The following is a 20,867-nucleotide window of genomic DNA, read 5'->3' as shown; positions in this document are numbered from 1 at the left end:
AAACAAAAAACCCGAATCAAACGATTCGGGTTTTTTGATGATAAGCTTTCCTATCAATTACCATCCTGGGTTCTGAACCAAGTTTGGATTAATTGAAATATCATTGGTAGGAAGACCCCATACAAACTTCGGATCGTTTGCAGGTACTGATAATCTTTCATAGTTATCTCCTACGTTAATAGCATTGATATTTTGTGGCGCTCTTCTGGTAAAGCCAAGTCCCCAACGCTTCAAATCTTGTAATCTGAAACCTTCAAAGGCTAACTCTCTGGTACGCTCATCTCTAACAGCCTGAACCAAAGCAGCTCCGGTAGCAACAACTGGAGTTAATCCTCTTGCTGCTCTTAGCTGATTTAAACGGGTTGTTGCTTCAATTGCTGAAGCACCACCTGCATTTGCTCCTGCTTCAGCAACAATCAAATACATTTCAGCCACTCTGAATAAAATTGGAGTATGCTGATAGTTAGTTGCTGCTGTAGTAAATAAAGCTGGGTTACCAGGATACTTGTCTACTAGAATCATGTTTGGATACTGAATACCCTGAATCAACACAGCTTTTGCACCGAAATATACATCCTTACGGATATCTGTAGCTTCGTATAAATCAATCATCCACTGGCTAGGAATGAAATCAGGTGTAAAACGGTTGTTACCAGCGTTGAAACCTAAATAAATATTATTAGTATTAGGTGTCTCATTGTTTCTAACAACTGCTAAACGCATGATTACTTCTCTGGGTAAATCATTTACCCACATATTTCTCAAATCGGTCAACGTGCTAATTAGAGGGTAGCGATTGGAATTAATCACTGCATTTGCAGCAGTGATAGCTCCGGCCCAATCCTGCATATCTAATTTTACTCTAGCTTCCAAAGCTAAAATTGCATCCAGTGTAACACGCATTGCACCTTGAGTGCTGGTACGTGCAGCTGAACCAGTTGCATTGGTTTTAGCCGCAGCAATATCAGCCAAAATCTGATCATATACCTGCTTAACAGTAGCTCTGGCAGGTAGGGCATTAATGTCATAAGTTAACACCAACGGAACTGCTAAATCAGAATTTGCTGTTGTTGGATTGTAGGCTTTTGCATAACGCTGAACCAATTGATGATAGTAATGTGCACGGGCGAAAAAGTTATCGGCCTTGTATCTTCTTAAAGAATCAGCCTCTGCCGGATTGTTACTTTGAATGGTTTCAAAGCCAGCAATTGCAGCATTCACGTTTCTTAGTGCAAAATAATATCCAGACCATACGCCGCTCAACAAACCATCTTCTGCTAAGAAGCTTTGGCCCCATCTGTGTGGGTTACCATTTCTGTTACCAAAGTCTAGGGAAGCGTTTAATTGATCAGCCTGTACATCAGTAGCGAACATATAGGTACCGTAAGTTCTGCCTCTTAAGTCTGCATACAAACCACCATTCCAGGTAGATGCATCTTTTACGGTTTTAAAAGATTGAGACAGTTCTATTGCATTGAATGGAAACAGGTCCAATTTTTTCTGGCAGGAACCAAGCAAAATAACTAAGCTCAGTACTGCAATTGTATAAGTTAAATTTATTCTTTTCATTTTGATTCTTTTCATTTTGATAAATACTTAACTAGAACTGTAATCCAAGTCCAAATGCCACCTGACTTGTGTTAGGGTTAGCACCTAAACTTACGTTGGTATCAACTTCAGGATCAGGTCCAGTATAGTTTGTCAAAGTCCAGATATTTCTGAAAGTAACAAAGAATCTTGCTCCTGTGATAGTCTTAGTTCTTGCCAAAACATCTTTAGCAACATTGTAAGCTACAGTTAAGTTCTTCAAACGAATGAATGAAGCGTTCTCAATTAAGCGGCTGTCAAACTGAGTAAACTGTACTCCGTATCTTGGGAAACGAGCTACATCACCTGGTTGCTTCCAGTAATCCAATACAGTAACTGACTGGTTAAATCCAGGGAACTGGTTAGGATTCTCAAAGAAGTAACGATCGTTATTGATCATGTACTTACCACTTGCAAATGAGAAGTCTGCATTAAAAGAGAATTGCTTGTAACTACCGCTCAATCCAAATCCACCGGTTAAAGGCGCATAACGCTTGATACCTGTGTTTTGCTGTAAAGCATTGGTATTGAAAGCTGTGGTTACATTTCTAGGATCCTTATTTGTCTGTACAATCAAGTTAGGATCAGCATTAGGTCTGAACCATTCTGGGTTACCAGTAGCTGGGTTAATTCCAGAGAAAATAGGATAGAAATAAGAAACTGGTTGACCTACAGCCCAGCTTACACCTGTATTAGGGATGATGTAGAACTGCTTTCCTTGGAACAATTCAGTAATCTTCTGTGTAGTGTAACCAAGGTTCACGTAAGTATTTAAACTTGCGTCTTTCTTCTTAATAATAGCATAGTTTAAATTAGCGTTAATACCTCTGTTGCTTAAGCTACCAACGTTAGATGTAATACTGCTGAATCCGGAAGTAAATGCATAAGGTACACTTACCAACATGTTAGAAGTTTTTCTATCGTAGTATTCAATGTCGAAGTTCAAGCGATTGAAGATAGTACCAGATATACCTAAGTTAATCTGACGCTGAGTTTCCCAAGACAATAATGGGTTACCCGCAGATGAAATACCAAAAGTAGTACCTGCATTGTACAAAGAACTTCCTACAGTAGCCAACGCCTGGTAGTTACCAATAGAAGAGTTACCTGAAGTACCAATCGTTGCTTTTACATTCAAGTCGTTTAACCAGCTGATATTGCTTAAGAAACGCTCTTTAGTTGCTTTCCACATGAAACCTGCAGAGTAGAAAGTAGCTCCTCTTAAGTCTCTACCAAAACGAGAAGATTGGTCATTTCTTACAGATAGATCTAAGAAGTACTTAGAATCTAAGTTGTAGTTAAGTCTACCGAAGTAAGAAAGGAATGCATATTCAGTACGGCTTGAAGAAGCAGAGAAGTTGGTTGGACCAGCAGAAATGGTAATCAAACGATCATCTGTTTGACCAGTAGAACTACCTGCAAATGCAGTAGTTGCACTTTGAATGAATTCCTGACCTGCCAATGCAGTAAAGTTATGTCTGTTCTTAAAGCTGAACTTGTACTCAGCTGTATTGGTGAAAGTTTTTGTACTTCCTCTTGTGAAACCTTCACTAACCGCACCATTGTTCAATGATCCAATGAAAGAAGGTAATCTTACACTGCTTTCTCTGAAATCGTAGAATTCAAGACCAGCCTGAGCTTTAATAGTCAATCCTTTTAATGGACTCAACTGAATATAACCACTTGGGTTAAACTGAAGGTTATTAGAATTTCCTCTGTTGGTGTTAGCCAGGTATTCAGGATTGTATCTAGCCCAACCAGGAATCAAATTCGGATAAGGTCTACCGCTTGGGTCATTAGGAGAATAGAAAGGAGCAGCTAATAAAGCCAAACCACGGTTGGTACTGTTTGTACCATAAGGGTTGGTTTGTCTTTCATCATATCCTCCAAACATATTGATTCCCATTTGGAACCAGTCGTTCACAGTTGTAGTTACGTTAGTACGCAAAGTATAACGCTTGTAACCAGAGCGGAAAGCAAGACCTTCCTGATCAAAATAGCTACCAGAAACATAGTAGGTAGTTTTACCACCACCACCGGAAATATTCAAGTCTACCTGAGTGGTAGGAACATTTTCACGATAGTAAGTTTTGTACCACTTGGTATCAGCATTGTAAATGCTTAATAGGTTGTTAACCTGAGCCTGTGTTTGGTATCCGGTTGCAACCCAGAAATCAGTTAACTGCTTGGTGTTCATGAAGCCATTGAACATATCCAAAGTAGGCTTAACTAAATTAGAAACGCCATACTGAGTGTTCAATGAAATCTGAGAGCGGTTTACTTTACCTTTTTTAGTAGTAAAATAAATAACCCCGTTTGCAGCTCTGGAACCGTAGATAGAAGTTGCAGACGCATCTCTTAATACAGTAACAGATTCAAAATCTTCAGGGTTTAAGCTCAATACGGTACCTGCATCAATAGGCACACCATCCATAATATACAATGGAGTTGAGCTGGCTCCTAATGAACCCACACCATTCAATCTTACTGAAGGAGTAGAAGAAGGTTCACCAGAACTGTTATACACTTGAAGACCAGGAACCTGACCTTGCAAAGCGTCTAAAACGTTTGCAGTAGGACGATCCTGAACACGCTCACCGCTAACCTGAACGGCAGAACCGGTTACGTCTGTCTTTTTCTTGGCAGTACCGTAACCAATAACAATTACTTCATCAAGGTTAGAATCTTCTCTAACCAAATTAGCGTTAACAACGCCGCTGGCAGGAATAGAAACGTCTTGACGAGTATATCCAACCGAGCTAATGTTAAGGCTCTTAGCTGTGGTTGGCACTACAATTTTGAAAGAGCCATCTGGCTGGGTAACTGTACCCGCAGCTCCTTTCACTGTAATGGAAACACCTGCTAGTGGTGTACCATCTTTCGAGTCTGTTACTTTACCCGTAACAGTCTTTGTCTGTGCGTTTACTTGCAGCACTGCAAATAACAGCACATTGAAAAACAATGTGACTAGTTTTCTCATGATTCAGTTTTTAAATTTTGGAGTGCTAATATAGTTAAAGAAAGCTTAAAAGCCAATATTTGTTAAGCTGTTAGTGATAAACGGCGAACTCTTACTTAATAAAGTATTTTTTTATGCGTAGTAAAATGATTAACAATTAAATAATATTATCAACTCTCTAAGCGAATTAAAAAAATCTAAAAACTGACCTGATATTTAAAAAATATTCTTATGCTTTTGCCTAATTTTTAATATTCATCCAAAAAAAAGCCCGGCAAAATTGCCAGGCTTCTAATCTTGAGTGCTACGGCAGTATACTAAGGATTGTGTAACAGTAAAGTTGCGCCCAAAGTCTGACCTGCAGGGATAGCAGGCCTTCCCGGAGCAAACCCACGTGCAACCACACTGTAGTTTTTTCCTTCTCTGAAATTGATGGTTGCTGTTAACACAGAAGTAGTTCCGGAAAGAACCGTTACTGTGTATGTGCCAGCAGGTATATTGGTAAATGCAGACAATGCACTCTCATTGGGGGTTGCTGCAGCTCCTATATATGGCACATTGGATAAAGTAGTAGTGCCAGATGCAGTTAACCCAAACTGATCTAAGGTTCTTACCAGATTAACATTCACCGGACCCGCATTCGGAGAAAAATGCAGGAAACGGATATTACTGGTTCCGGCAGCAGCAGCTTTCATGTCATTGTTCAAAGCAATCATTCTAGCTGATCCCCCGGCAGTCAAGGTATCAAAGGCAAAGAAAGAAGTATAGGATAATCTTTCTACATTGATATTTCTGGATGCATAGTTGGTAGTACCAGTTGAAGTTCTAACACCAACGGTTATAGCACCTGGTGTTACACCCACATAGGTTCCAAGCAAACTTCCACCTACAGCTAATGCCACATTGGAGCCACCCAGTGCCAGTTGATTTCCATTAACAAAAACAGAGGAGGAAGTTCCTGCCAGCAAAGCAAAATTATGAACTGCTACATAGGCTTGCGGAGTTGGGTCTGCTTCAGGAACCGGCAATTCTTTTTTACAGGAACTACCCAGTGCCATGATCCCCAATAGCATTCCGTAAAAACCTGATTTATTCAAAAACGTATGTTTCATGCTTAATTAAGTTTAAAGATTAGTAACCGGGATTTTGAACAATGATTGGATTCTGAGTTACTTCTCCAACCGGAATTGGCCAGATAAAGCGGAAGTCGCTGTAAGGAATGGCAGGTTGAGCTGCATTCACAGCCAATCCAAATCCATATTGACCCATACCTGTTGTACCATTTGGAATTTTAGCAGGAATACCTACAGGTCTTAAATTCGCAATAGGATCTCTGGCAGTTCTGTGAATATCTGCCCAGCGCTTTCCTTCGGCAAGCAATTCAATTCTACGCTCCAATAAAATAGCTCCAATTTCTTCTTCATCATTTGTAAAACTGGAAACGGTATACTGCGTAGTTGCAGGAGCCACACTGGCACGGTTACGTACCATATTTAATAAATCAACTGCACGCTGTGAAACAGCACCCACAGACAACCGAGCTTCTGCTTCAGCCTGCATCAACAATACTTCTGCCCAGCGAATGATTGGATTGTTATCTCCTCTTCCTACGTAGTCAGTGTACTTGGTAGTCATGATAGCCTGACCAGTTGCAACAGAAGTACCGTTATTGGTTGAGCCTTGTCTGTATAAAGTGGTTCTTCTTAAATCATTGGCCAGCCAGCGGTTATTGTTCCAGATAATGGGTGAAACACTCACCAATCCTCTACCTGCCAGATCGCTTGAACCATACTGAGATGCCAATGCGCCGTTTACAGAACCATTGTCCAATGGATCATTCTTAACAGTGAAAATATTTTCAGCAGTAATGCTGTTGCCACCTGGCAAACCAAAAGAACCGGCAGGGGTAGCTGTCAATGCATATCCACCCACCAAACTGGTTGCTGCACTTGGCGTTAATGGATTGATGGAAGCTGGTATTAATTTGTTACCCTCAAATCTTACACTATCCCACTGACCCATATGCATTCTTACGCGCATCTTTAAGGCAATAGCCGCACCACGGGTTGCTCTCAATGGCCCAAGTGTTTGTGTTACCGGTAAATTGGCTTCTGCAAAATTCAGATCGGCAATAATTTGCTGGTAATCAAAAGCAACAGTAGGTCTGGGTTCTGTTTTCAAACGATCCAATGCTGCAGATCCTGCAACCGGATAATCCCTGTAAGGAATTCCCAACTGAGACCCATTTCCATCCAGATACGGACGTGCAAAATGAGTAACCATTTCATGATGACCCAATGCTCTCAGAAAACGGCATTCTGCTTCGAACTGAGTAGCCAATGCAGGAGTTATAATATTAGACCCTCCTGCTCTTCTAAAGCCATCAATTGCAATATTGGCTTTATTGATCATGTTGTAGGTATTATCCCAGAAAGCAACATTGTTGGCAGATGTAGGGTTATAAGTGCCCTGATAGGTAAACTGATAAAAAGCTGCAACGTTTACCATGTCTTCACCACGACAGTCTCCCTGCTGAACATTGGCTGCTCCAAAAGGATAACCTCGACCAGCAAGTGTAGGACCTCCGGTTTGCGCAGCGTCATAAACCCCATTTAAAGCAAGGGTAGCCCTTTCTGGTGTTGTAAATATGCTTTCGTCTGTAAAAGCATTGTAAGGTGCTTCATTTAAAACTTTCTCACAACCTACGCTGCCAATTGCAAGGGCGGAAAAGAATGTAGCTGTTATAAATTTATTGAATCTCATTGTATAAGTTTTAAGTGATCAGGTTTTATTAGAATCCAACATTAATGCCGGTAGAAAAAATTCGCAACTGTGGAGTTACTGCATTATCCTGACCAGCCTGTGAAGCATTTTCAGGATCTAAACCAGTGTACTTGGTCCATACAAACAGGTTTTGACCCTGTACAAAAAACTTCAAAGATTTAATGTAACCGTTGGTTTTTTCACTCAATTGCTGGCTGTTTAATGTGTAACTGAAAACCAGATTTTGTAGACGAATAAAATCACCTGGCTCTACAAATCTTGAAATGGCCAATCCATTCTGGTTAATAGCATTACCCTGTCCCTGTACTGCGCGAGGTACATTGGTAACCTGACCAGGAGTGGTCCAGCGATCCAAAATTTCTTTTCCATTGTTGTGGAAGTTCTGGCTTAACAATGCTTCCTGACGGGTAATATTCATGATTTTATTACCACCAGAATAACGAATTAAAAATTCCAGACCGAAATTCTTATAACGGAAAGAGTTGTTGATACCGCCAAAGAAAGTTGGTAAGCTTAATCCAAGATTTCTTCTATCCGCAATTCCCAGTGAAGTTTGCGGACCAAAAGTTGGATCATTCATATTATTGGCAAAGTAGAATGCGCCATTGGCAATATTATGTTGTACCAATCTGCCGGCAGCATTAAAGTACATTGGATTACCATTTGCTGTATTAACTCCGGCATAAGGTAAGCCCCATAAAATATTCAGTGAACTTCCTACTTCCAACAAATTGTAGTTGCCTGGGATATTGGTTACAGGAACACCTCCAATGGAGTATAAAGAAGTAATCTTATTGTCAATTAATGTGTGGTTCCAGCTCATATTCCAGGTGAAATCTTTCTTGCGAATAAGATCACCACCCACGGTAAATTCCCATCCTCTGTTACGGGCAGTACCAATGTTCTGAGATATAGCATTACCCGGGATACCAGCAGAGTTAGGAGTTGGAACAGCCAACACCAGTTTATCCAGATCGTTCAGGAACCAGTCAATACCAATATTGTATCGGCCACCTTTTAACCCAATCTCAATACCAACATCATACTTTTTATTTTGCTCCCACTGTAACGCACGGTTACCTACTAAGTTGGGTGCCAGACCTGGAAGGTTACCGTATGCAGCAGAACCAAATGTGCTCAGGTAAGGGAAACCGCCAATCTGGTTACCTACTACAGCATAAGAAGTTTTTAATTTCACTTCATTAAACCACTCTTTCAGGAATGGCGAGTTCTCCCAGAATTTTTCCTGAGAAATTCTCCAACCCGCAGAGAACCCAGGGAATACCCCAAAACGATTTTCAGGAGCCAGCGAACTTTGTCCGTCTCTTCTTACTGTTGCCTGAATAAAATACTTGTTAGCAAAGTCATAATTCACTCTGGCAAAAAGCGACTGGAATCCGGAACGACCGAATCCACCACCCGCAAATTGTAATCCACCTGAACCTGAAATAAGGTTACGGCCAATAAAGAAAGGATCAGAAATTTGTTGTAACTGTCCTTGTATAAAACGGCTCTGATCTCTTTGTGCTTCCTGACCGGCTGTTACATAGATATTATGTCTTCCGAATGACTTATTATAGTTCAGATAGTTTTGTAATACCCAGCGCCAGATATTCTGAGAGGTATTGGTTACAGAACCTACTGCACCAAAACCATCCCCGTGAATGGGCGACAGAGAAGTGAATGCATATTCATTCAACACATCAAAAGTAAAAGAAGAACGGAACTTCAATCCTTTGAACAAAGAAAGTTCTAAGTAAGAATTATTTACCGCTCTGATCTTGTCAGATACAAATTGATTCTGTGTTAAAGTGAATGCAGGGTTGGTATAGTTATCATCTACCCCAATTAAGTTGGGTCCAAAACCCACTGAGTTCAATCCTGGTCCAAGGATATTGAAACCAGTTCTGTTATTCGGATCAAACGGATCCACGTTGGGAAGCATTCTTAAAGTAGAAGCCAGACCTCCGCTCAAAGCATTGGTACCATCGTTCTGACCATAGTCTTCCTGCTTAGATAAAGTAAGGTTATTACCAAACTTTACAAACTTATTGATTTCTGTATCAAAGTTAAAACGAAGACGATAGGCTTTGTTTCTGTTGCTGATCAAAATACCGCGCTGATCAGAATAGTTGAAAGAGAAGAAATAAGCTGATTTCTGTGTACCACCAGAGAAGCTAATATTTTGTTGTACTGCCAATGCGTTTCTGTTAAATACAACATTCTGCCAATCGGTATTGGTACCTGTTGTACTTAATCGCGCAGCTGCTGGTAATCCGGCATTTGCTCTTTTTTCGTTGGCAATCTGTACAAACTGTTCTGAGTTCAATAAGTCAAAACGGGAAGCAGGTGATGAGTAACCAAAAATAGCATCGTAGTTTACTTTCATCTTACCAGACTTGTCGCCTTTTTTGGTAGTAATCATGATTACCCCGTTGGCTGCTCTGGATCCAAAAATGGCTGTGGCAGAACCGTCTTTCAGTACTTCAATATTCTCAATATCATTAGGGTTAATATCACCCAATGCGTTTGAGTTAACGTTTGCTGCCAGGTTTCCTGTAATCAATGGAACACCATCCACCACAATCAATGGTGCCTGTCCCTGACTGATAGAGTTCACACCACGAATTCTGATACGAGCCGGAGTAGAAGGGTCACCACCCGGATTGGATACCTGAACTCCAGCTGCTCTACCCGCCAACTGACGGTCTACAGATGGAGTAACCAGATTGGAAAATTCCTTGGTGTCAATTTTAGAAGCAGAACCCGTGAAGGATTTTTTCTGCTGAACACCGTACCCTACCACAACTACTTCAGACAAAGCCTTAGATTCGGTCATCATGTTTACATCAATGCTTTGTTTGGCACCAATGTTGATTTCCTCTTCTGCATACCCTACGAAAGTAAATTTCAGGGACTTGGTTTTGTCTGTAACCTGAATGGAATAAACCCCTTTGGCATCTGTTAAAGAGGTTTTTGATAAGTCGGAAGCTGTTACAGTTACACCTGCAAGCGGTTTTCCAGACTCATCAGAAACTTTACCGATAATGGTTCTAGTATTTTGAGCACTTGCCGTTGTAATCAGCCCAACAACAAGCGTCAAAAGAACTACTAATTTTCTCATGCGCTTTAATTTTAGTTAAAAATGTTGCTTGTTAAGAACATTTAAAACTATCAACTAGCTGCATCACATGATAAAGTTATATATACATTCTAGCTATACAAATCGGTGATTTTAAAATTATTTTACAGATATATGTTTAATTAAAACAGGCAATAATACCAAATTCGTTATTGTGCCCACCACCAAAGTCAATGAAGTCAGCCATCCCAGCGCTTTGGTTCCTCCAAAATCGCTAAAACTAAAAATGATAAATCCGGCAATTAAAACCAGGGAAGTATAAATAATGCTGATGCCGGTATGGCGGATTGTGGCAATTAAAGTAGGATCAACCTGGTTTTTGTGAGCGGGCAATTCCTGTTTATAATTAATTAAAAAACGAATCGTAACATCAATTACTATGCCCAGCGCCACGCTGAAAACAAGCACAGTAGAGGGTTTTAGCGCAATCCCCATCCAGCCCATTACACCGGCTGTTACAATTAGTGGAATTAAATTGGGTATCAGAGAGCTGATTAAAATCCGGAATGATTTAAACAGATAAAGCATGCAGAGGGCTATTAATAAAAAAGCCCAGAAAATACTTTCTTTCAACCCATTGATAATAAAGCTGGAACCTTCCAGAAAGCTGACACTACTGCCGGTAAAACTTACTTTGTAAGAACTAGAGTCAAATATTTCGTTGGCCCGGGTTTCAAATTTGGTAAGCAAAGCCGGCAATTTCGCACTGCCTATATCTTTCATGTTCACACTAATTCTGGCCTTCTGCTTATTGGTATCAATAAAATTATTGACCAGTTTGTTAAAAGCATTGGGTGATTCAGTTTTAACCGTGTCTTTCTTGCTTCTTAAATAAGGACCAATAAAAGCCAGATCACTTTCATAAGGAATAGCATAGCTCATGGTATCGCCATCATAAAATGCCTGTTTTGCAAATTTCAGGCCTTCCACAAAAGACAATGGCCTTGCAGTATATTCAGAAGAATCCAGATAGGCTGAAAATTCGTCAATAGCTGCAATGGGTTTAACCGAACGAACCAGTCCGTTTTTCTTTTTGGTGTCTACAATAATTTCAAGTGGCATAACCCCGCCAAAGTTTTCTTCGAACCACTTCAGATCCGTATAAATTTTATCTGCTTTGGGCAAATCATCCACAATAAAACCCTCACTCTTGATTCTGAATATTCCGATGATGGAAAAAATAGTAACAACTGCAGTAATCAGGTAAACCATTTTTGCGTGATGGAAGGTCCATTTTTCAATGCGCACCAGAATAGCTGCTAAAAATGCATTGTCCAGGTACCTGGTATGTTTGGCTTTGGGAGCTGGTAAAAAACTAAGCACAGGCGGAATAAAAAACAAAGAGATAAAAAACAACAAAAGAATATTAATTCCTGCCACTGCTCCGAATTCTTTTAGTAGTTGACTCTTGGTAAGCGCGAATACTGCAAACCCAATGGCTGCAGCAATATTGCAGAACAATGTTACAATACCCATTCTGCCAACCATGGTAATAAGGGCTTCTTCCTTATTCAATTTTTCTCTGTAAGCCGTATGGTATTTGTTTAAAAAGTAAATGCAGTTTGGAATACCAATTACCACCACCAACGGTGGGATCAAAGCTGTTAGCAAAGTAATCTTGTAACCAAAGAGCACCAGGGTACCTACGCTCCAGATAACGCCCATGCCAACAACCAGCAAGCTCATAATGGTAGCACTTACCGATCTAAAAAACAGAAACAGTGTAACAGCAGACAACAATAATGATCCAATCAGAAACCAGTTCATTTCATCCTTGATACGATCTCCTATTATGGTTCTGATAAAAGGAAGTCCGCTAATACGCAACTCAGATTTTGTATTCGACTCAAAGATGTTGGTTTCCTTTAAAATATCATTGATAAGTATAGATCTGTATTTACTATTAATAGAGTCCTTGCTTACTGTTACGCCCAATAAATAGGCATTTTTTTCAGGAACGTGTAACAAGGTTTTGTAAAAGGGAAGGCTATTGAAAAGTAATCTGGCAGAATCCAGCTCTGACTGACTGGAATAAGGTGGATTGAAAATCCGGGAAGGAACCAGTTGCTGGTTCACCTCGTCGTTTAAAAGATTCATGGCATCCGGAACACTAAGCACACCATTAACTCCGGGAACTTTTTTCAGCCTTTGACTCAATGCAAAAACTTCATTGAAATATTCTTTCTGAAAAAACTGGTCGGCTTGCAAGCCAATGACTACCGTATTGCCATCGGTACCAAACTCTTTTAGAAAAGCCTGATACTCTACAAACTTTTTATTATCGGTTGGCAGTGCCCTGGTAAAGTCATAGCTCAATTGAACTTTAGAAGCCTGCCAGGCCATGAATGCTGTAACAAGTAATAATACAAATAGTAAGCTAACTCTGAACCGTAGAATTGCTTTTCCTGCCTTATACCACATGAAATTTAGTTGGATAAGCTGCAAAGAAACAAAAAATCGCCCAATGCCCTGAGATTACATAACAAAGTAGTAGGCCAGCAACTGACTTAGCACACCTGCCGCCAAACCCGTATAGATTTCCTTAGTATTGTGTTCATTCAATAACAAACGGGCCGTAGTAACAGATCCGGCCAATAGAAGTGAAGCGGCAATGGCCGTGCCATCCATATGCTGATAATGCAGGGTCGTTAGAAGTACGGCGGTTACCAATCCCCCCGCCCCCATGGCATGCATGCTTATTTTAAACTGATTATTGGCCAGCAAACCCATTACAGAACAAACAAAAATTCCGGTGTAAAAAAATTGCAGCACGATGGGCTGATCTAAAAAATTGCGGCTTAAATAATGCATCCACCAGTAAAAAAACATGGTAATGATATAGGGAACAATTCGCTCTTTTTGAGTTCTTAAATAAATGCCATCACTGAATTTTAATCGCCACAACAGAAATACTGCAAAGGCAGGAAAAAATGCCGTCATCCAAAATACCCCGAACAGGCGCAGCTTCAACTGCCAGTCTGTAATACCGGCAAACTCATAGGGATAGGCCTGCATCAGGTATAAAAAGAAATAAGTGGGAATAAACAAGGGATGAAACAGAAAGGACAATGCTTTAGCCATGAATTGCAAAAGCCAGGGTCTTTGCGCAACCGCTTCAACGGGGATGGGATTGGTTTCTGTTATATTAGACATGATGGTTATTTATAGTTCCTTGCGCAATCTGGCAACGGGTACATTCAGTTGCTCTCTGTATTTAGCTACGGTTCTTCTGGCAATATTGTAACCTTTTTCCTGTAACATTTCTGTTAATACTTCATCGCTGAAAGGTTTGTGCTTATCCTCAGACTCAATCATATCACTCAGGATTTTTTTCACTTCCCGCGTACTTACTTCTTCCCCGCTTTCGGTGCTGAGCGACTCACTAAAGAAAAATTTCAGGCGATAAGTACCAAATTCAGTCTGTACAAATTTGCTGTTAGCCACCCGGCTCACTGTTGAAATATCCAACCCGGTAACTTCTGCAATATCTTTAAGAATCATGGGGCGAAGCGTAGTTTCGTCACCAGTCAGGAAAAAGTCCTGCTGGTATTTCATAATGGCTCCCATGGTGCCTATTAAAGTATCCTGACGCTGCTTAATCATATCGATAAACCACTTGGCTGCGTCTATTTTTTGTTTGATAAAAAGCACCGCCTCTTTCTGCCTCTTATCTTTTTTGCTTCCTTTCTCATACTCTTTCAACATATCCCTGTAACCTTCGCTCACCCTTAAATCAGGTGCGTTCTTGGAATTCAGAGAAAGTTCCAGTGAGCCGTTATTATTGATTACAAAAAAATCAGGAACAATATAGGTTTCTGCCTTATTCATTTCACCCAGATTTCCGCCAGGCTTAGGATTCAGTTTAATAATCTGACCAATTACTTCCTTGAGTTGTTCATCTGTTAATCCCAGACTCTTCTGAATTTTTTCGTAATGCTTTTTAGTAAATTCTTCAAAATATTTAGTCAGTATCTGAACGGCCAGTTCCACACTCTTGCCTTCATCTGTTTTTCTTTTCAACTGCAATAAAAGGCACTCCCTTAAATCCCTTGCAGCAATACCGGCTGGATCAAACTGTTGAATTTGAGAAATAATATCTTCAATTTCCTTCTCTTCAACTACTAAACTTTGTCTGAAAGCAAGATCATCTGCAATAGAAGACAATTCTCTTCTGAGATAACCATCATCATCCAGACTCCCCACAACCTGTTCTGCAATTTTATAACTTCTTTCATCCAGTTCCAGCATGCCCAGCTGATTCAAAACCATTTCATGAAAACTGGTTTCAACCTTAATAGGCATTATTTTCTGATCATCCATTTCCGGATAATTATCATCCTTTGTTTTATAATCAGCAATCTCGCCGTCATCATCCATTACGTATTCGCTGATATCTACATTGTCGTACTCTTCCAGGCTGCCGTCCGGATCCATATCATCATCAGATGAATTATCAAACTCGTCCTTCAGGTCATCCTGAAAATCTTCTTCATGTCCTTCTTCTCCCTGCTCCAGCGCCGGATTTTCTTCCAGTTCCTCTTTAATTCTTTCCTCTAAATTGGCAGTAGGCACCTGCAATAGTTTCATCAACTGAATCTGCTGAGGAGACAGTTTTTGAAGTAACTTTTGCTGTAATGATTGACTGAGTGACATCTATTAATAATTACGCTGTAAATTTACACAGATTTATACCGAGACAATGCGTAAAACAATTTGTTTGTTTGTGAATTTATTCCTAATAAGTGCAGCATTGAATGCACAGTTGCAACTATTGCCCCGGAATCAGAGGAATATTTCTTCCAATACTTTTATGCAGAAAATAGACAGCTTAAAACAACAACCTGTTAAAATATTGCCTCCCGACCATTATGTGAAAGGCCTTGGATTTTTCTGTAAAAAGGAATTGCAATTAGAAAAAGCTACCAAAATTCCCTTCCGATTCAGGTTGGGAACCTTAGACTATGTAAATAAAATGGAAGGGAAAAGCCAATAATTACTTTCCCAGCACCTTATTTATAATCGCCGCCATCTTAGTGCCTTTTTCCTGAATCTGTTCTTCTGTCCAAACCAAACTGATAGCTGTTGAAATGCATCTGCTCATAATAGCATCACTTTGCGGAAATGTGGTCTGAGCCAGTTGTAACAATGCATTGGTTTGATCGGCACTCAGGCGATTCAAGGTTTGCGCATTTTTCAAATGATCCCATTTACTGATATAGTGCCAGTTATTGGCAAACCAGTAAAAATTACCTGCCAATACGCCTTGATCTTTCATTTCCTGCACAACAGCCTGAGTAAGTTCCTTGGTTGGTAAAAACCAGCTAAGGAAACTGCAACTATCATCCCCCCCTTCAGGAACTACCCTGAAACTCACTTCAGGTATGGCTTCCAGGTGTTTGCGTAAAGCAGCATTGTTCTTTTTTTGCAGCTCCAGAAAACGACTGAGCTTTCTGATCTGAGCAAGTCCCACTGCTGCATGTAATTCGCTAATACGATAATTGTATCCAATAAACGGATGCAAATCTGCACCTCTGTCTACGCCTAAATGATCATGTCCATGATCGGTATAACCATCCGACTTGGTATATATTTCCTGATTGTTCGTCATAACCACTCCACCCTCTGCACAGGTAATCATTTTTACAAAGTCGAAACTGAAAGTACCCGCATCGCCAATGGTTCCTAATGCCTTGCCTTTATAGGTTCCGCCAATACTTTGACAGGCATCTTCCAGCAAAAGCAAATTATGATTCTTACAAATGGATTGCAAAGCATCAAGGTCAGCCATACTGCCACACATATGAACAGGCATCACACATTTGGTTCTGGGCGTGATGGCATTTTTTACTGCTTCCGGATCCAGGGTAAGTGTTTCATCTACTTCTACCAACACAGGAATTGCACCCACACTTAAAACGGCTTCAAAGCTGGCAACGAATGTAAAACTGGGCATGATGACTTCATCACCCGCTCCAATTCCCAATGCAGCCATTGCAGTTGTTAAGGCAGCAGTTCCGGATGAAGTAAGCTGAGCATATTTGCAACCAAAGGTTTCTGTTATAGCCTGTTCCAATTCTCTGGCTTTCCAGATACCTTTTCTGGGACCGTCAAATCCATAGCGCATTAAAATGCCTGTCTCTAACACATCATTTACTTCTTTTCTTTCTTCGGCACCAAAAAGTTCAAAACCTGGCATAACCTGATATTTACTTGTTAAAACAATGTGCAAAGCTATAGAATCCCTGCCTATTTTTGCAAAATGAAACCAATACTCTTCTACTGTTACGATGCCTATTGCGGATGGTGCTATGGCTTTAGCCCCGTTATGAAGCAATTGTCAGCTGCTTTTCTGGATATACAAATTGAAGTACTTTCCGGAGGCATGGTTTTACCCGAAAGCCCGGTACATATCAGTGCAACTGCATCCTATATTCAATCTGCCTACAAAACAGTGGAGGAATACAGCGGTGTAAGTTTTGGCCCGGACTATCTCTGGCATATCAACAATCCTGACCTGAGCGACTGGTTTCCTAATTCAGAAAAGCCTGCAATTGCGCTATGCATTTTCAAGGAAATGCATCCGGACAAACAAGTTGACTTTGCAGCTGATTTGCAATACGCGCTTCATTTTGAAGGAAGGGATTTAACAGACAACGAAGCCTACCGACACTTACTGGAGAAGTATGCAATTGATGCGGATGAATTTTATGAGAAACTAAACAGCGGTGAGTATCAGGAAAAAGCCAAATACGAATTTGCACTCGTGAAACAATTACAGGTTACCGGCTTCCCTTGTGTATTACTTCAGGAATCGGCCACCAAGTTCCATCTGCTGGCTAGAGGATACACTCCATTTGCCGATTTAAAACTCAGACTGGAAAGAGCATTGGAAACAATTGGGCAATCCTAACCATCGGGAGAACAAAATCCTTTACTTTGCAACTCAATTTTAATAAAATGGAATACAACAAACTGATATCGGTTACCGGAATGAGTGGATTATTTGAAATGGTCAGCAGCAAAAATGACGGCGCAATTGTGAAATCACTGGAAGACAATAGCACCAAATTCGTGAGCAGCCGAGTGCATAATTTTTCTCACCTCGAGAGCATTGAAGTGTATACTATCAGAGAAAATGTAAATCTGGCTGATGTATTCAAAGCAATGGAATCAAGCACAGAAAACTTACCTTCCGAAAAAGATCCCGCAGCTACAAAAGCTTATTTCCAGAAGATTTACCCTGATATGGATTTTGACAGAGTATATGCAAGCGACATGAAGAAAATGGTAAAATGGTTTCGTATACTGAAAGCCAATGATGTAAAGATTGAGTTGACCGAAGCCCCTGAGGAAGCCGAATAATCCCTCGCTTTTCATACCTTGTGCCATCAATTGCACTTTGTATGAAAAGATGGATCTGCTTCTTATTGTTACTGGTATTGGCAAATACCAATATGATGGCACAAAAGTTTTATGAAGAAACTCCCGAAGCCACCAAATGGGTCAATAAAAAGTTTAAAAAACTCAATAAGAACGAAAAAATAGCACAGTTGATGATCATTCGCGCCCATAGTAATCTGGGAGAAGATCATGTAGCTAAAGTAACTGAGACTATCCGCAAATACAATGTGGGTGGTCTTTGTTTTTTTCAGGGAGGTCCTGTAAGACAAGCTATACTAACTAATAAATATCAATCCATCGCCAAAACCCCTTTGATGATTAGTATCGACGGAGAATGGGGACTCGGCATGCGCTTAGACAGCGTAATTAATTTTCCAAGACAATTAATGATGGGTGCAGTAAGCAATGCAGACCTGATTTATCAGTTTGGTAAAGCAGTGGGCGAGCAATGCAAAAGACTGGGTATACACGTGAATTATGCGCCGGATATAGACATCAACAACAACCCCATGAATCCGGTTATTAACGACAGAAGTTTTGGGGAAGATAAATTTAAAGTTGCCCTATTTGGAACAGCCTATATGCGGGGCATGCAGGATGTGGGCGTAATGGCAACGGGAAAACATTTTCCCGGCCACGGAGATGTAGCCGTAGATAGTCATTATGATCTTCCGGTAATTAATAAATCCAAAGCGCAACTGGACGAATTAGAACTATATCCTTTCCGTGAACTAATCAAAGCTGGACTGGGCAGTATGATGACTGCACATATTTTTATTCCAGCACTGGACAGCAGTGCCAACAGAGCTGCCACACTTTCCAAAAACAGTATCAATGGACTGTTAAGAAACGAACTTGGCTTTAAGGGATTAAGTTTTACCGATGCCCTGGAAATGAAAGGCATTACCAAGTTTTTCCCTTCGGGAGAAGCTTCTGTTGAGGCATTAATAGCCGGTAATGATATGTTGTGTTTACCGGAAGATATTCCTGGCACCATTGCAAAAATCAGACAAGCCATTGACGAAGGAAGGCTCAACTGGGAATCAATAGATGCAAGTGTGAAAAAAATCTTACTGGCCAAATATCATCTTGGATTAAACAAGGTTTCAAAAATTGACACTACTAATCTGGTTAACGACTTAAATGTTCAGACTAATCTTATAAAAACGCAGTTAAGCAAAAATGCCATCACGCTTTTAAGAAAAGAAAACAGTAATGCCTACCCAATAAAAAAAGGACAGAAAATTGCCTATGTTGCTATTGGGGCTCCCGGTGAAAATACCATCACAACAGAGTTAAGTAAAGCCTATAATGCAACGGTTTATTTATTTGGAACAAGAGCCAGCATAGGCAAGCAGCTAATGGACGATGCCTCTGCCAATCAGATTCCTGCCGACAAGGCAGACAGCAGTTCTGCTAAACAGCTGATTGATAAAATTAAAAAACAAGGTTATGATCTTGTAATTGTAGGCATGCATAATTACAGCAGAAGACCTGCCAAAAACTTTGGTCTGAGCAATGCAGCCGTTTACCTTTTGAACGGTTTGCAATCGTTCCAGACCCTTACGTTGTATTTTGGCAATCCCTATGCTATTTCCAATTCTACCAGTGCCCCTAATTTGATAGCATGTTATGAAGACGACGAAATTACCCAGGAAACCGTATTTGATATTCTGGCTGGAAGATTAGACGCAAAAGGAATTTTACCCGTGACCATTTCACCAGAGTTGGTTTATGGCACTGCCATCACCTACCAGCAGTTTTTACCAAAAGTACAACCCTGGGAAGTAGGATTGGATGCCAACAAACTAAGTAAAATTGACTCTATTGCCAATGACGCCGTGGCAAAGGGAGCAGTACCCGGATGTGTGGTATTGGTAGCCAGAAAAGGGAAAATTGCTTATCACAAGGCATTTGGATATACCCATACTGATAAGAAAGAGCCCGTTAATAAAGACATGATTTACGATTTGGCTTCCGTTACAAAAGTATCTGCTACCACAATGGCCATTATGAAACTGGTAGAAGAACAAAAAGTAGACCTGGAAAAAACACTGGGAGATTATCTTCCCATAACTCGTAATACAGACAAAGCCGGATTAAAAATAAAAGATGTTTTATTGCACCAGGCCGGGCTGAAGTCGTTTATCACTTTCTACAAGGAATTAATTGACAGTATTACAGGCAAGCCTTTACCTGCTTATTTCAGAAGCGAAGCAACAGAAGGTTTTAATACCCGTGTGGCAGAAAATTTATACCTCAGAAACGACTGGAAGGATACCATTTATCAGCGAATTCTGGCTAGTCCGCTAACTCCTGCCGGCAATTATATTTACAGCGATAATGATTTTATATTCCTGGCTGCAGTTGTGGAATCTGTTACAGGAAAAAATATCCATGCCTATAGCAAGCAAATGTTTTATGATCCGCTGGGAATGACAACGACAGGATTTACCCCCAGAAATTATTTCCCCTTGAATACACTTGTTCCCACAGAAGAGGAAAAACATTTCAGACAACAAATGATGCGCGGAGACGTGCACGATGAAGGGGCTTCCCTGTTTGGAGGAATTGCAGGACATGCTGGCTTATTCAGCAATGCCTATGATCTGGCTAAAATTTACCAGATGTTGCTAAACGGTGGATCTATCAACAACCAACAATTTTTACAACCAGCCACCATTAAGAACTTTACAGCCTACAATAGCAATATCAGCCGCAGAGGCCTGGGATTCGACAAACCTGAAAAGGACAACGATAGCCGAAAAGACCCCTATCCTTCCCGGTTTGTTTCGCCAAATACATTTGGACATACCGGATTTACAGGAACCTGCGTTTGGGTGGATCCTGACACAGATTTGATTTATATTTTTCTGTCTAACAGGGTAACCCCAACCAGAAACAATACGTTATTTGGCAGAATGAATGTGCGTCCAAATATCCAGGAGGCCATTTATCAGTCAATTATGAATTAACATCATATTTCTGAATAAA

Annotated in this window: 13 protein-coding genes; 4 read left to right on the top strand and 9 right to left on the bottom strand. The window is 40.4% G+C overall.

What is annotated here, in order from left to right; genetic code table 11:
* Nucleotides 1-57: 57 nt before the first annotated feature.
* From P767_RS0113355 to rpoN, 8 genes are all read right to left on the bottom strand, one after another.
* A complete protein-coding gene (locus tag P767_RS0113355; protein WP_026764921.1) occupies nt 58-1,569 on the bottom strand; it encodes a RagB/SusD family nutrient uptake outer membrane protein in 1,512 nt (503 codons plus the stop codon).
* 31 nt (nt 1,570-1,600) lie between these two features.
* Complete coding sequence (locus P767_RS0113350) at nt 1,601-4,567, bottom strand: SusC/RagA family TonB-linked outer membrane protein (RefSeq protein ID WP_026764920.1); 2,967 nt, start codon at nt 4,565-4,567, stop codon at nt 1,601-1,603.
* A gap of 296 nt (nt 4,568-4,863) precedes the next feature.
* Nucleotides 4,864-5,658, bottom strand: a complete 795-nt coding sequence (locus P767_RS0113345; protein ID WP_026764919.1) for a DUF4397 domain-containing protein — start codon at nt 5,656-5,658, stop codon at nt 4,864-4,866.
* Between the two features lie 19 nt (nt 5,659-5,677).
* Nucleotides 5,678-7,309, bottom strand: a complete 1,632-nt coding sequence (locus P767_RS0113340; RefSeq protein ID WP_051417360.1) for a RagB/SusD family nutrient uptake outer membrane protein — start codon at nt 7,307-7,309, stop codon at nt 5,678-5,680.
* 28 nt (nt 7,310-7,337) lie between these two features.
* Nucleotides 7,338-10,454 (bottom strand): SusC/RagA family TonB-linked outer membrane protein, encoded by a 3,117-nt coding sequence (locus tag P767_RS0113335; RefSeq protein ID WP_026764917.1) that lies wholly within the window; start codon nt 10,452-10,454, stop codon nt 7,338-7,340.
* 117 nt (nt 10,455-10,571) lie between these two features.
* A complete protein-coding gene (locus P767_RS17120) occupies nt 10,572-12,893 on the bottom strand; it encodes an efflux RND transporter permease subunit (RefSeq protein ID WP_037351869.1) in 2,322 nt (773 codons plus the stop codon).
* 54 nt (nt 12,894-12,947) lie between these two features.
* Entirely contained in the window at nt 12,948-13,625 is a 678-nt protein-coding gene (locus P767_RS17115; RefSeq protein WP_037351867.1) for a hypothetical protein, read from the bottom strand.
* Between the two features lie 9 nt (nt 13,626-13,634).
* Complete coding sequence (rpoN, locus tag P767_RS0113320) at nt 13,635-15,125, bottom strand: RNA polymerase factor sigma-54 (RefSeq protein WP_026764916.1); 1,491 nt, start codon at nt 15,123-15,125, stop codon at nt 13,635-13,637.
* A 46-nt stretch (nt 15,126-15,171) separates the two neighbouring features.
* On the opposite strand from rpoN, the gene P767_RS0113315 reads away from it, so the two are divergent.
* Nucleotides 15,172-15,465 (top strand): hypothetical protein, encoded by a 294-nt coding sequence (locus P767_RS0113315; RefSeq protein WP_026764915.1) that lies wholly within the window; start codon nt 15,172-15,174, stop codon nt 15,463-15,465.
* Here P767_RS0113315 and P767_RS0113310 read toward each other — a convergent pair whose 3' ends face one another.
* Nucleotides 15,466-16,668, bottom strand: a complete 1,203-nt coding sequence (locus P767_RS0113310; RefSeq protein ID WP_026764914.1) for a DegT/DnrJ/EryC1/StrS family aminotransferase — start codon at nt 16,666-16,668, stop codon at nt 15,466-15,468.
* A gap of 63 nt (nt 16,669-16,731) precedes the next feature.
* Between P767_RS0113310 and P767_RS0113305 the strand changes: the two genes are divergently transcribed.
* Genes P767_RS0113305 through P767_RS0113295 form a run of 3 tightly spaced genes read left to right on the top strand, consistent with a single transcriptional unit; the run spans nt 16,732 to nt 20,848 of the window.
* A complete protein-coding gene (locus P767_RS0113305; protein ID WP_026764913.1) occupies nt 16,732-17,382 on the top strand; it encodes a DsbA family protein in 651 nt (216 codons plus the stop codon).
* 47 nt (nt 17,383-17,429) lie between these two features.
* Complete coding sequence (locus tag P767_RS17110) at nt 17,430-17,834, top strand: DUF5606 family protein (protein WP_037351863.1); 405 nt, start codon at nt 17,430-17,432, stop codon at nt 17,832-17,834.
* A gap of 41 nt (nt 17,835-17,875) precedes the next feature.
* A complete protein-coding gene (locus tag P767_RS0113295) occupies nt 17,876-20,848 on the top strand; it encodes a glycoside hydrolase family 3 N-terminal domain-containing protein (RefSeq protein ID WP_026764912.1) in 2,973 nt (990 codons plus the stop codon).
* Nucleotides 20,849-20,867 lie beyond the last annotated feature (19 nt).

The organism is Sediminibacterium salmoneum NBRC 103935 (assembly GCF_000511175.1).
Lineage (GTDB): Bacteria > Bacteroidota > Bacteroidia > Chitinophagales > Chitinophagaceae > Sediminibacterium > Sediminibacterium salmoneum.
The sequence above is the reverse complement of the archived record's forward strand: the minus strand, read 5'-3'. Positions and strand labels throughout refer to the sequence as shown.